Below are 13268 nucleotides of genomic sequence, written 5' to 3'. Positions count from 1 at the left end.
CGATAGACTCTCCGGTCATGAGTGTTGAAGAGGACACGGCCAACCACGGCCGGCTGCTGGGGACGGTTCGCGGTCCGCAGGACGTCAAGCGGATGTCCGGCGAGGAACTGGACGTCCTCGCCGCCGAGATCCGGGACTTCCTGATCACCAAGGTCTCCCGTACCGGCGGGCACGTCGGGCCCAACCTCGGTGTGGTCGAGCTGACGCTCGCCATGCATCGCGTCTTCGACTCCCCCCGGGACCGGCTCCTGTTCGACACCGGCCACCAGGCGTACGTACACAAGATCCTCACCGGGCGTCAGGCCGGCTTCGACAAGCTCCGCCAGCGCGGTGGCCTCTCCGGCTACCCCAGCCAGGCGGAGAGCGAGCACGACCTCATCGAGAACTCGCACGCTTCCACAGCGCTGTCCTACGCCGACGGCCTCGCCAAGGCGTACGCCCTGCGGGGCGAGGCACGCAGCGTCGTGGCAGTCGTCGGCGACGGCGCGCTGACCGGCGGCATGTGCTGGGAGGCGCTGAACAACATCGCCACCGCCGGCAACTCCCTCGTGATCGTGGTCAACGACAACGGCCGGTCCTACTCGCCGACGATCGGCGGGCTGGCCGACCACCTCTCCTCGCTGCGGCTCAACCCCGGCTACGAGAAGGTCCTCGACACCGTCAAGGACGCCCTCGGCTCCACGCCGCTCGTCGGCAAGCCGATGTACGAGGTGCTGCACGCGGTCAAGAAGGGCATCAAGGACGCGGTCGCCCCGCAGGCCATGTTCGAGGACCTCGGCATCAAGTACGTGGGCCCGGTGGACGGGCACGACGTGGTCGCTGTCGAGTCGGCGCTGCGCGCGGCGAAGAACTTCGGCGGCCCGGTCATCGTGCACGCCGTCACCCGCAAGGGCTACGGCTACCGTCCCGCCGAGGAGGACGAGGCGGACTGCCTGCACGGCCCGAGCAGCGCCTTCGACGTCGAGACCGGCGCGCTGCTGGCCGCCCCGTCGGTGAAGTGGACGCACGTCTTCGCCGACGAGCTGCTGGCCGTCGCCGACGAGCGCCCGGACGTGGTGGGCATCACCGCCGCCATGGCCGAGCCGACAGGCATCGCCAAGCTGGCCCGCAAGTACCCCGAGCGGGTGTACGACGTGGGCATCGCCGAGCAGCACGCGGCCACCTCGGCCGCCGGGTTGGCGCTCGGTGGCCTGCACCCGGTGGTCGCGGTCTACGCCACCTTCCTCAACCGCGCCTTCGACCAGGTCCTGCTGGACGTGGCGATGCACAAGCTGCCGGTGACCTTCGTGCTGGACCGGGCGGGCATCACCGGCCCGGACGGGCCCAGCCACTACGGCATCTGGGACATGTCGGTCTTCGGGGTGGTGCCGGGGCTGCGGATCGCCGCTCCCCGCGACGCCGCCACCCTGCGGGAGGAGTTGCGCGAGGCGGTGGCCGTCGACAACGGCCCGACAGTGGTGCGCTTCCCGACCGGTGCGGTCGCCGCGGACCTGCCGGCGCTGCGCCGGGTCGGCACTGTCGACGTGCTGGCCGAGTCCGCCCGTACCGACGTGCTGCTCGTCGCCGTCGGCTCCTTCGGCCAGTTGGGCATGGAGGTGGCCGCCCGGGTCGCCGAGCAGGGCTACGGCGTCACAGTCGTCGACCCCCGCTGGGTGCGTCCGGTCCCGGCGGAGCTTGTCGACCTGGCCGCCCGCCACCGGCTCGTGGTCAGCGTCGAGGACGGCGTCCGGGTCGGCGGGGTGGGCGACGCGCTCGCCCAGGCGATGCGCGACGCCGACGTCCGGGTGCCGCTCAGGGACCTGGGTGTGCCGGCCGACTGGCACCCGCACGGCACCCGCGCGCAGATCCTCGCCGACCTGGGTCTGACCGCTCAGGACGTGGCCCGCAACGTCACCGGTTGGATCTCCGGCCTGGATGCCACCCCGGACCGCCTCACCCCGAGCGACGCAGCCGCACAGAACTGACCGCAGGTAACACGAGGCGGCGGGCCCCCTTCGAGGGGTGCCCGCCGCCTCGCTCAATCCCGCCCCACGTCACCCCGCCCCACGTCACCCCACCCCACGTCACCCCACCCCACCCACCCCACCCGCCGCACCGCGCCCGCCCCGCCCCGCCGCACCCCCGCCATCCCGGGTCGATCAAGGACTAATGGTGGGCGGATATTGATGATTCGCGACTTTTGTGGGGCACCACAACTCCATGATCGACCGAGTGAGGGGCGCCGTGCGGTGGTGCGAGCACTCCGTTCCGCCACTCCGCTCGCCGATCTTGCACTTTTGGTCGACGGAATGCCCCTTGATTGGCGATTTGTCGGGGCAGAAAGTGCAAGATCGCGGGAGGGAGGGGGAGGGAGGGAGGGAGGGAGGGAGGGAGGGGGCGGGGCGCTTGGTGGGGAGGCGGGGGTTAGCGGGGGGAGATTGAGCGGTAGTGGGTTTTGTCGCTGTTGGCGAGGCTGTAGGTCTGGGAGCGCGACGGGCTGGGGATGACCGCCAGGCCGGGGCGCTCGACCAACAGGGGAGTGCCCGGCGGAACGGACAGGGAGCTGTCCCGGGTGGGCCGCCAGCTCAGCACCACCAGCGGCTGACCGGGCACCGGCAGTTGGTACGCCTGCAACGGGGTGGCCCGGTCGGCTGGTGAGACGACGGGCGCGCTCCCGTCGGCCGGTCGATAGATAACCGCCGTCATCGCGCCGGCGTCGGTGTCCCAGCTGAGCTGCTGCAACTCGGCCGCCTCGCCGCCGCCAAGGGCGACTTCGCCGAGCGAGCGTACGGTCAGCTTCGCCATCGGCCAGGACGTCGGCACCGAGCGTGGGGCGTCCCGGTCCCCGATCCGGCGGGGGATGCTGCCGAAGGGGCCCCGATCGCCGGACAGCACACAGGTGTCCAGGCCGTTGAGCGCCCGCCGGCCCGTGCCGGACTCGTCGCGGACCAACGGGTAGCGCGGGTCGACGGTGCCGGTGCCCAGGTCGAGCAGCCGGTCGGCGGCCCGCCCACGGGGGAGCGACTCGGTGGTCCGCAGCGTCGCGGTAACGCCGACGGCGGTGCAGGACGGCACGTCGACCGGTGCGCTGAGACCGTCCGCGATGGTCAACGTCCGGTCCTGTGGCCCGAGGAGGCTCTGCACCCGGGCCGAGACCAGGTACCGCCGGCCGCCGGTCGTCTGCACCGGCAGCACGTCGGAGTAGACGAGGTAACCCGGATCGGTGTACTCGGTGGCGCGGGTCACCGCGTACCGGTCGCCCTCGCGGGTCAGTTGCAGCAGCCAGGACGCGCTTTCGCCGGGTACGTCGGCGGCCACCAGCGCCACCGGGGCGCCGTCCACCCGACCGGAGAAGAGGATGCCCGAGGAGGGCAGGTGCGCCCGGTCGTCGGCCGGCGACCGCCAGCCCCGGACCGCAGCGGTGACCGCCGCCGTCGCCGTGGCGTCCCCGGAGAGGTCACCCCGGGGCGGCCACACCGCGAGGGTGCCGTCCAGGCTGTCGTACCCGACCCGGAGGTCCTGCGGCTTCCGTTCGGCTACCGGGCCGCAGGCCGTGCCGGCCAGCAGCGCGCTCAGCAGGACGGGAAGCACCCTGCCGTACCGACGGCCTGGAGTCACCTGATCCGCCCCCGATCGCCTCGCCGTCGCTGTCGGAAAGCGCCATAGTACGAGATGTCCGATGCGGCACCTCAGTTGGCCGGCATCCGAACCACCACAATGGACAGCACCGGGGGTTTAGGGCGTTTTGGTTGCTCCGGTAGACTCCGCCGACTGTGACGCCTGCCGAGTCCCGCGCCCTGCCCGCGCCGCACCCGGAGGCGGCAGCCGACTCCGCCGAGCTGGTGAGCTACCGCACACCGGCGGGTCTCTTCGCCGGCCCGCCCGCGCTGACCGCCCCCACCACAGCGCCGGCCGAGCCCGGAGCGCCGGCCGCCCCCACCACAGCGCCGGCCGAGCCCGAAACGCCGACGAAGAGCGCGGTGCCGACGCGGGCGTGGTGGCGACGGTGGACCCGGCGTCGGCAGCACCTGGCGGTGGGTGGACTGTTCCTGCTCGCCGCGCTCTGGGTGACCAGCCGGATCTGGCTGGACCCCTCCGGTCGGGTGGCCTCGCTCTACACCGGTGACCCGGCGCAGGTGCAGTTCTTCCTCGCCCACTCGGTACGCGTGGTGCTGCACGGCGAGTACCCGTTCTACACCGAGCAGTTCAACTACCCCGACGGCGTCAACCTGATGGCCAACACGGCGGTGCTGGCGCTGGGCATCCCGATGGTCCCGGTGACGCTGCTCTTCGGGCCGGCGGTCTCCTTCGTGGTGCTGGTAACGCTCGGCCTCGCCGGCACCGCCATGGCCTGGTACCTGATGCTCTCCCGCCACCTGGTGCGTACCCCGCTCGCGGCGGCGGTCGGCGGCTGGTTCTGCGGGTTCTCGCCCGCGATGCTCTCGCACGCCAGTTGGCACCCGAACATCATCAGCCAGTTCCTGCTGCCGTTCATCGTGTGGCGGGTGCTGGTGCTCACCCGGTCGGTAAAGCCGGTGCGGGACGGGGCCCTGCTCGCCCTGCTGGTCACCGTGCAGGCGTTCATCAACGAGGAGATCCTGCTCTTCACGGCGCTGGCCTGCGGCGTCTTCCTGCTGGCGGTGCTCGCCCAGGAGCCGGCCCGGTGGCGGGCGGCGTGGCGACCCCTGGGCGTCGGCGTGGTGACCTGCGCGCTGCTGGCGGGAGCGCTGCTGGCGTACCCGCTCTACGTGCAGTTCGCCGGGCCGATGGCGTACCACGGGCTCAGTGACGCGGTGAAGGACTACGGCAACGACATCGCCGCCTTCTTCGCCCCCGGCTCGCCCACCCTCGGCGGCAACCAGCGAGCCAACATCAATCTGGCGCCGAACTACTCCGAGGAGAATGCCTTCTTCGGCTGGAGCCTGTCGATGCTGGCCATCGGCATCGTGGTCTGGCTGCGCCGGGAGTTGATCGTTCGGGCGCTCGCGGTGACCGGCGTGTTCTTCGCCGTGCTCTCACTCGGCGAGGGGGTCTCCTGGTGGGACCGCGAGCTGATCACCGGGCCGTGGCAGTGGTTGGTCCACCTGCCGCTGCTGGACGCGGTGGTGCCGACCCGGTTCGGGCTCATCACCAGCGTGGTGATCGGCCTGCTGCTGGCACTCGCCGTCGAACGGGCCTGGGCGCTACGCCCGGCCGACCGTCGTACCGTCCACGTGCTCACCGCTGCGGGCCTGGCCTTCGCGCTGCTGCCGATCGCGCCGATGCCGCTGCGGATGGTCTCCCGGCCGCCGGTGCCGGACTTCATCACGGCGGACCGGTGGCGGGCGTACGTCGGGCCGGACCAGACGCTGGTGCCGATCCCGGTGCCCAGCATGGGCAACACGCACGGCATGCGCTGGGCGGCGGCCACCAACCTCGACTTCAAGATCCCCGGCGGTTACTTCCTCGCGCCCCGCAACGGCAACACCGGTGACGCGGGCCGGTTCGGCGGCCGTCCCAGCGGGGTGGGGCAGATGCTGGAGGAGGTGGCGACCACCGGTCGTACGCCAAAGCTGGACGATCGGCAGCGTCGCCGCTTCACCGACGAGCTGCGGCACTGGCGGGCGGCGATCCTGGTGCTGCCGGTGCGGCAGCAGAACGCCGAGCCACTGCGACGTACCGTCGAGGAGCTGGTCGGTCCGGGCCGCCAGGAGTTGGACGTCTGGGTCTGGGACGTCCGGACGATCAGCGACCGTTCGGTCTGATGACCACCGGGACGACGTCCCCGAACATCTCGCCCCCGGCGACGGTCGGCGCGTCCCGCTCGGCCTGGCTGCGGGACGCGCTGGTGGTGGCCGGCTATCTGGGCCTCGCCGTGCTGGTGGCCGGCGGGCAGTGGGGTCACCAGTGGCTGCTGTTCCACCAGGCGGGTGACCAGATCCTCTTCGAGTGGATGCTGGCCCACGCGGCGCACGCGGTGCTCGAGGGGGAGAACCCGCTCTTCAGCACCGTGTTGAACGCGCCCGACGGGGTCAACCTGATGGCGAACACCTCGGTGCTCGGCCTGGGTGTCCCGCTCACCCCGGTCACAGTGCTCTTCGGCTCACAGGTGGCGTTCTGCGTGGCGGTCGTCTGCTGCCTCGCCGGCACGGCCGTCGCCTGGTACGTGCTGTTGCGTCGCCGGCTGGTCGGCGGCCGGGCCCCGGCCGCGGTGGGTGGGCTGATCTGTGGCTTCGCCCCGGGCATGATCGCCCAAGCGGGCGCCCACCTGCACATCGCCGCCCAGTTCCTGGTGCCCGCGATCCTCGCCCTGGTGTTCCGGCCGGCCGCGGAGACGACGCGAGACGGCGTGTGGCGGCCCGGCGTCGGCCTGGGGCTGCTGCTCGTCTGGCAGGTCTTCATCGGCGAGGAGGTGCTGGTCTTCCTGGTGCTCGCGGCCGGCGTCTTCGCGCTGGGTTACGCGCTCGCCGACCGGGTGGCCGCACGGCGGTTGGCACCGGCCCTCTTCGGTCGTCTGGCGGTGGCGGCCGGCGTGGCGGCGGTGCCGCTGGCGTACCCGCTGTGGTTCCAGTTCCACGGCCCGCAGCACTACTCCGGGATGGCGTTCGCCACGCAGGGCTTCCAACTGGACGTCGCCTCGTTCACCGCGTCGGCCCGGCAGACGGTGCTGGGTGACGACTGGTTGCCGGGGCTGCTTTCGCCGAATCCGACAGAGGAGAACTCGTTCTTCGGCCCGGGCCTGCTGGTGCTCGCCGTGGTGATCGTGATCTGGCAGTGGCGGCGACCACTGGTGCGGGCACTGGCCGTCTGCGGCGTGGTCTTCGCCCTGCTCTCGCTCGGCGACGAGTTGCGGGTGGACGGTGCGGCCATCGGCATTGCGGGGCCGTACCGGCTGGTCGGCGGGCTGCCGTTGCTCGATCTCGCGGTGCCGGCCCGGTTCGCGCTGGTCTGCGTTCCGGTGCTGGGTGTGCTGGTGGCGCTGTCAGTGGACCGGGTCCGGGCCGCGCGGAGGCCGAACGTGGCGGCGGGTCTACCGGTGCGGCTGCTGTGGGCCGGCGCGGTCGCCGCCGCGTTGCTGCCCCTGTTTCCGACTCCGATCCGCGTGGTGCCGGTCGCGCCGGTGCCGGCGTTTCTCGCCGCTGGGGGCTGGCGTCCGCTGGTGCCGCCCGGTCGGACGGTGGTCGCGGTGCCCCCGGTCACCGGTGCCGGGCGCAGCCCGGTGATGCTCTGGTCCGCCCGTACCGGACTGGGGTTCGCCGCGCCGGGCGGTTACTTCATCGGCCCCAGCGGCCCCGACGACCCGGCGGCCCGCTGGGGCGCGCCGGACCGGCCCACGTCGGTGCTGCTGCGGCAGGTGGCCGAGACCGGAGCGGTGCCGGTGCTCACCGACGCCGACCGCCGCCGGGCCGTCGAGGACCTGCGGCACTGGCGTGCCGCGGTGGTCGTACTCGGGCACCTGGAGCACTCTGACCCGGTCCGCCGGACCGTCGACGACCTGCTCGGCCCGGGCCGACCGGTCGACGGCGGTTGGTTGTGGGACGTCCGGGACCGGGTCGGCTGACTAACCCACCAGGGCCCGCACGTCCCAGACCCAGACGTCGTCGACCCGCTGCGGTGACCCGAGCAGGGCGGTGACCAGCTCACGCAGCACCGCCTCGCGGGGGTGCGCCCCGAGCACCACCACCGACGCCCGCCAGAACCGCAGGTCCTCGACGGCCTGCCGGCGGTTCTCGTCGGTCAGCGCCGGAAGCGTGCCGCTGTCCATCGTGGCGTAGATGAGGGAGCTGGTCGGTCGGTTCGGCGCACCGAAGACTCCCTCACCCAGTTCGTTCGGGCCGATGAAGTAGCCGCCCGGAACGGGGAACTCCTGCCCGGTCAGCGCACTCCACCGCAGCGTCGGCAGACCGTGCACGTTGCTCGGGATCGGCACCGGCACCAGGGTTCGACCCGCCGGCACGTACGGCCGCCAGCCGCCCGCGGTGATGAAGTGCGGCGGCGGGTCGATCTGCTGGGCGGGCAGCGGGCGGGGGAAGAGTGGCAGCACGGCGAGCGCGACCGCCGCGTACCCCACCGGGCGCAGCCACCGGCGGCGCGTGGCGGCTGGCGCGGCCGGCTCGTCGTCGGACGTCGCCGACGTCGTCTCGGGCACCCGCTGGGCCGGCAGCCGCGGCCGGTCGGCCACCGCGCGCCCCTGGCGGTGCGCGGCGTCCCAGGTCAACGCGAGCAGTACGCCCACCGCGGCGGCGACCACCAGCGTCAACCGGGTCGGCATCATCATCTCGACCAGCGGCAGGTCGTCCGACACGTACGACCACGGGCCGCGCACGCCCGTCTCCACACCGTTGAACCGCACGAACGGCCCGATCGCGGCAACGCTGAACACCACGATGAGCACCGCGGCGATCCGGGCGGCCAGCGAGCGGCGTACGAGCAGCACCAGAGCCACCACCGAGAGCAGCACCAGCGGCCAACCGAACCAGGTGTTCTGCTCGGTCAGACCGATCGTCTTCTCCACGGCCGGGTCACCGGCCCAGGTGTCCCGGGCGAAGGTGACGAAGGCGACCAGGTCCTCGCCCCAGTTGTGGAACACGCCGCCCTGCAGGCCCCGGTAGGACTGCGGGCCGTTGAACTGGAACCAGATCGGGTACGCGGTGAGCACCAGGGCCAGCCCACCGGCGACGCCGAGCCCGGCCAGGAACGTGCCGGCCGCGGCCCGGGTGGCCTGCGGCCGCTGCACGGCGTACGCCAGCACGATGACCAGGCAGGCCAGCGCGGTGAGCAGCAGCATCTCCTCGTTGATGAAGATCTGGTACGCCACCAGCGCACCGAGCACGAGCCCGTTGCGTCGCCACCGGCCCGGCTCACCCAGGGTCAACACCCGCACCACGATCAGCGGGAGCAGGAAGTTGGAAACGAAGTTCGGTTGGCCGTTGGCGTGGTGGATGATTCCCGGCGCGAAGCCGAGGAACGCGCCGCCGACGAACGCCGCCGCCCGGGAGCGCACCAGGTGGCGGGAGAGCATCCAGTATCCGGTGCCGGCGGTGGCCGCCAGCGCCGCGCCCAGGTAGAGCGCGTACATCACCTGGGGGCCGAGCAGCATGGTCAGCGGGGCCAGCGGCAGGGTCACCCCGAGCAGCGAGGTGTTGGCCATCATGTTCACCCCGTCCGGGGCGTTCTGACGGGCCGTGAACAGCGGGTTCTCCAGGTGCCGCACCGAGTACTCGCCGTGCGCGAACAGCCACTCGAACCAACTGTGATCGGTGGGCAGGTGGGAGGAGACCCGACCGTTGACGTCACCCCAGTAGTTGAGGCAGACGAAGACACCCAGCAGCACATAGGCTCCGAGGGCCAACAGGTCGGCTCGGGCCGGACGGCGTCGAGGCCGCCGTGTCGACTCGACCTCGGCCGGGTCGGCGTCGGTCACGGGAATCAGCGAAGGGTCTACCACCGGCACAGCCACGACGCGCCATCGTACAGGCGGGGTTCCGTCGCTTTTGCCGGGCCGGTGCGCTGACTGTCGGTTTGCCGGATGGTGACCCGTCGGCCAGCCTTACCTGGTGACGGAGGAACGGTCGTTGTCGATCATCGAGCTGGGCGAGATGCGCGACGAGCCCGTGTCGGCATCTCCGGTTCGCCGCCCGCGCGCCGTTGGTCGCCCGCTGCGCAGCGCGACTGTGCTGTTTCTCAGCCTGGTGGTGCTGGCCGGCGCCGCGCCGTCGACGCAGCGAACGGTGAGCGTGGTGCCGGCGTCGCGGACGGCCACCGCGTACCTGGCCGGGGACGGCGTCTTCGTCGTCGATCCGCCCGCGCCCGACGGGGCCCGGTACCTGACCGCGTACGCCCAGCCGACACCGACCGGCGCCGGGGTGCGGCGGCGGTGGCGGGCGCCGCTGGCCCGCACCGGCAACTACCTCGACGTCCGGGTCGAGCAGGGTCTGGTGCTGGCGTTGGCGGTCGGCGCCCCGAACAGGCGGTTCCAGACCACCGCCTTCGACACCGCGACGGGCCGGCAACGCTGGCAGCACCCCGGCGCTCCCCAGCCGACGCCCGGCGGTGGCCTGCTGGTGACCAATGGCCGGGAGGACGGGTCGGGCGCGATGAGCGGCGTTGCGCCGGACACCGGCCTGGTGCTCTGGTCGGTGCCGCTCCCGCCGGCCGCCAGCCCGGCCTACCACCTGAACCCCGAGGGGCAGGTCGATTGGTTCGTGCTCCTGCAACCGACCGGCGAGGTGCAGGTGCACGACGCCGGCACTGGCCAACTGCTGCGCAGCATCGACACGCTGCCCGGTGACCGGTCGGCGTACCAGCGGGTGCAGATCGTCGACGACCTGCTGCTGCTCGTCCCGCCGGGCAGCACCCGACTGGTGAGCTTCGGGCTGGCCGAGCTGGAGCCACTGTGGACCTCGGAGGTGACACTGGTGTCGCATGTGCTCGGATGCGGCGGTCTGCTCTGCGCGGTGCCGCAGACCGGCGGCCTCCAGGTGCTCGACCCGGGCACCGGCGCAGTGCGGTGGTCGGAACCGGGCCAGGACGTCCTGGCCGACGTCCGGTACGGTCGGCTCCTGATGGCCAGACCGGGCCAGGGGTACGCGGTGCGGGACGCGGCCACCGGGCAGACGCGGACCGAGCTGGGCGCGTGGAGTCTGATGCCGGTGCTGCGGCCTGACGACCCGCTGGTCGGTGTGCGGCGGGGTGACGACGGTCGGATGGTCGTCGCCGAACTGGACCTGGTAGCCGGCCGAACGCGCATCGTCGACGTGCTGCCGGGCATCGCCGGCAGTTGCCAGGCGTCCCTGCCGGTCCTGCTCTGCCAACGCCTCGACGGCACTACCGCTCTGTGGAGGTTGACGCGGTGACCGACTCGGTGATCGACCTCGGCGAGCTGCGGGACGACAGGGACCCGGAGTCGACGCCCCGCCCACCTCGCGCTCACGGTCGCCCGCTGCGCTCTGCGCTGGTCATGGTGCTGGCGCTGGTCACGCTCGCCGCGTCCGCCGTCGTACCGCCCCGGCGGGCCCCGGTGACGCTGCCGGGCCGACCCGGGTCCGATGTCATGATCGATGGTGACCTGCTCCTGGTCATGGAGCCGGCCAGCACCGAAGCGCGGCAGGCGCGGCTGGCCGCGTATCGGCTGCCCGGCGTCGAGCCGGTCTGGCAGGTGACGCTGCCGGCGCAGGCTCGGTACTGGGGGATGATTCCGCTGGCCGGGATGCTGCTGGCCACCGGGTACGAGATCGGCCCGGAGGGTCGGGACACACTCACCGTCGCACTGGACCGGGCGACCGGGGCGTACCGGTGGCAGCAGCCGGGCGCCGTCTCCAAACTGACCGACGGCAACCTGCTGCTGCGCAACGGCGGCGAGACCGAACCGTCCAGTTTGCGCGCTGTGGATCCGTGCTGCGGCACCGTGCGCTGGGAGCTGTCCGGCCTCAGCCCCGACATGAGGGTGCGGGACACCGGGCTCGGGGTGGACCGGGTGGTGCTCAACCAGTTGGACGGGCCGGTCGAGGTACGCGACGCGAACACCGGCGCGGTGCTGGCCCGCGCCGACCTGCGCCCACCCGACGGCGGTCGGATCGGACTGGACCTGACGAACGACCTGCTGCTGGCCCTCGACAGAGGCTCGGGCACCGTCACCGCGTACGAGCTGGACCAGCTCAAGCCGCGCTGGACCCGCGCCAGGGTGCACATCGACTTCGCGCTGGACTGTGGACCCGTCCTGTGTCTGCGCACCGGCAACAACGAGCTACAGGCGCTCGACCCGGCGACCGGCGAGGTGCGCTGGCGCAGCAGCCAGTGGGGGTGGGCCTGGCCGACCGACGGCCGACTGATGGCCAACATCAGCGGCGTCGGTCCGTCGGAGCAGTACGTCGTGCTCGATGCGCTGACCGGCCAGCAGTTGGCCGACCTGGGCCGGTGGGAGCTGTACCAGCTCGGTGTTGGCGGCCGGTTGCTCGGCCTGCGCCGGCATCCCGACGGAGGGGTGCTCGTCGGCGAGCTGGACATCGCCGCCGGAAAGGTGCACATCGTGGACGTGCTGCCCGATGTCACCGGCGGGTGTCAGGCGGTCACCGGCTACCTGGTGTGCGTCGCCACCACCACCGGCTCGTACCAGCTCTGGAAACTGGCCGGCTGATCACCAGTTCGCCTGGGTGGGGGGCGGGGGCAGCGGCGCCGACGCGGGCCGCAGCACGTACGCCACCCCGCCGCTGCCGCGTTGCCAGACCGCCTCGAACCCCTGCCGGGGCACGGTGCGACGGACCGCGTCGTCGTCCGGGGCGTACGGGTCGTTGAGCACCGGATCGCCGTCGGCGGTGAAGCCGACAAGCACCATCAGGTGCCCTCCGGTGTCGTACCCGAGCCCCGGCACCTCGTCGGCCCGGAACGCGGCGGAGACGATCAGGGGGATGCCGGCGGCGAGAAACGCCTCCGCCTCGACCAGCGACCGCAGCCGGGTGACGAACGCGTCCACCCCGTGCAGCCCGGCGTACGCGGTGTTGAACGGCCAGTTGCCGGCCCCGGCGTACGCGTGGTCGTAGCAGTGTCGGGCGGCGTGCACGACCACCGGACGCGGGCCGGACGGCTCCACCCAGGCGTAGCGGTCCGGCGTCGGCCCGGCGCCCCAGTAGGCGAGCACCATCGAGGTGCAGGTGGGGCTGCACCAGGAGTCCCCGCCACCGCCCCACTGCGGGTACTGGCCGGCGTGCAGCCGCTGCGAGTAGCGGGGCACGTCCAACACCCGGCCCCAGGCAGCGGACGGGACGGGCTCTGCCGCGTACCCCTGGTGAGCCGTCGTGGGGCCGGTGGCGACCGCGCCGATGCTGCGCAGCACCGGGCCGGTCGGGCTGCCGGCGGGCCGGCACAAGGTCACCCGCGCCTGCCAACCGGTGACCGTCGCTCCGGTCACGATCAGGGTGTCGGTGTCGACCCGGGCGGCGCTGTCGCGCTGTCCGGGCAGCGAGGTGCGCCGTACCGTGTGGTCGTCGGCGGCCCAGTGGGCCAGGCGGTACCAGTCGGTGCTGGGTGCGTCGTCGTGCCAGCCGCGCAGGTCGACAGCGATCCAGCAGCCGTGCGGGGTGTCGGCCGTCCAGGACGGCACCAGCTCGGCGACGGCGAAGCCGACAGGTACCGGCGGCGACGTCCAGGTGCCCTGCGGGGCGACGCCGTCGAGGGTGAGCCCTCGACCGCTGGCGTGCAGGCCGTCGCCGCTGCCGCTGGTCGTGTCGGCCGGCAGGTGGAAACCCCGGTAGGCGATGTCTCGCCGGGTGGGTGGTGCCGCAGTGGTCATGCCAGGTCCGTCCGTCGCTCGA

General features: G+C 72.5%; 8 protein-coding genes. 5 read left to right on the top strand and 3 right to left on the bottom strand.

The genetic code is table 11. The features are described from left to right. Positions 1-17 precede the first annotated feature (17 nt). Entirely contained in the window at positions 18-1964 is a 1947-nt protein-coding gene (gene dxs, locus AB0B94_RS23555) for a 1-deoxy-D-xylulose-5-phosphate synthase (protein ID WP_357284005.1), read from the top strand. Between the two features lie 439 nt (positions 1965-2403). On the opposite strand, the gene AB0B94_RS23550 is transcribed toward dxs, so the two are convergent. Beyond that, positions 2404-3570: a hypothetical protein gene (locus AB0B94_RS23550; RefSeq protein WP_357284501.1), complete on the bottom strand. Its 1167-nt coding sequence runs from the start codon at positions 3568-3570 to the stop codon at positions 2404-2406. A 389-nt stretch (positions 3571-3959) separates the two neighbouring features. Between AB0B94_RS23550 and AB0B94_RS23545 the strand changes: the two genes are divergently transcribed. Further along, on the top strand, positions 3960-5723 hold the full coding sequence (locus AB0B94_RS23545) for a hypothetical protein (protein ID WP_357284498.1): 1764 nt from the start codon (positions 3960-3962) through the stop codon (positions 5721-5723). Then, the gene (locus tag AB0B94_RS23540) at positions 5723-7519 is read left to right on the top strand and encodes a hypothetical protein (protein ID WP_357284002.1); all 1797 of its coding nucleotides are present in this window, start codon (positions 5723-5725) and stop codon (positions 7517-7519) included. Before AB0B94_RS23545 ends, AB0B94_RS23540 begins: the two co-directional genes overlap by 1 nt. Here the strand turns inward: AB0B94_RS23540 and AB0B94_RS23535 are convergent, their stop codons facing one another. Then, a complete protein-coding gene (locus AB0B94_RS23535; protein WP_357284495.1) occupies positions 7520-9406 on the bottom strand; it encodes a hypothetical protein in 1887 nt (628 codons plus the stop codon). Positions 9407-9515: 109 nt separating this feature from the next. Between AB0B94_RS23535 and AB0B94_RS23530 the strand changes: the two genes are divergently transcribed. Continuing rightward, the gene (locus tag AB0B94_RS23530) at positions 9516-10814 is read left to right on the top strand and encodes a PQQ-binding-like beta-propeller repeat protein (protein ID WP_357283999.1); all 1299 of its coding nucleotides are present in this window, start codon (positions 9516-9518) and stop codon (positions 10812-10814) included. Next, the gene (locus AB0B94_RS23525) at positions 10811-12094 is read left to right on the top strand and encodes a PQQ-binding-like beta-propeller repeat protein (RefSeq protein WP_357283996.1); all 1284 of its coding nucleotides are present in this window, start codon (positions 10811-10813) and stop codon (positions 12092-12094) included. The genes AB0B94_RS23530 and AB0B94_RS23525 overlap by 4 nt, the downstream gene beginning before the upstream one ends. On the opposite strand, the gene AB0B94_RS23520 is transcribed toward AB0B94_RS23525, so the two are convergent. Continuing rightward, positions 12095-13246: a peptidase C39 family protein gene (locus AB0B94_RS23520; protein WP_357283993.1), complete on the bottom strand. Its 1152-nt coding sequence runs from the start codon at positions 13244-13246 to the stop codon at positions 12095-12097. It lies immediately after the preceding gene. Positions 13247-13268 lie beyond the last annotated feature (22 nt).

Source organism: Micromonospora sp. NPDC048986 (assembly GCF_040649335.1).
Classification (GTDB): domain Bacteria; phylum Actinomycetota; class Actinomycetes; order Mycobacteriales; family Micromonosporaceae; genus Micromonospora; species Micromonospora alfalfae.
The sequence above is the reverse complement of the archived record's forward strand: the minus strand, read 5'-3'. Positions and strand labels throughout refer to the sequence as shown.

Excerpts from the sequence above, each read along its gene's own strand:
- AB0B94_RS23520 (WP_357283993.1), bottom strand. The coding sequence starts at position 13,246 with ATGACCACTGCGGCACCACCCACCCGGCGAGACATCGCCTACCGGGGT.
- AB0B94_RS23540 (WP_357284002.1), top strand. The coding sequence starts at position 5,723 with ATGACCACCGGGACGACGTCCCCGAACATCTCGCCCCCGGCGACGGTC.
- dxs (WP_357284005.1), top strand. The coding sequence starts at position 18 with ATGAGTGTTGAAGAGGACACGGCCAACCACGGCCGGCTGCTGGGGACG.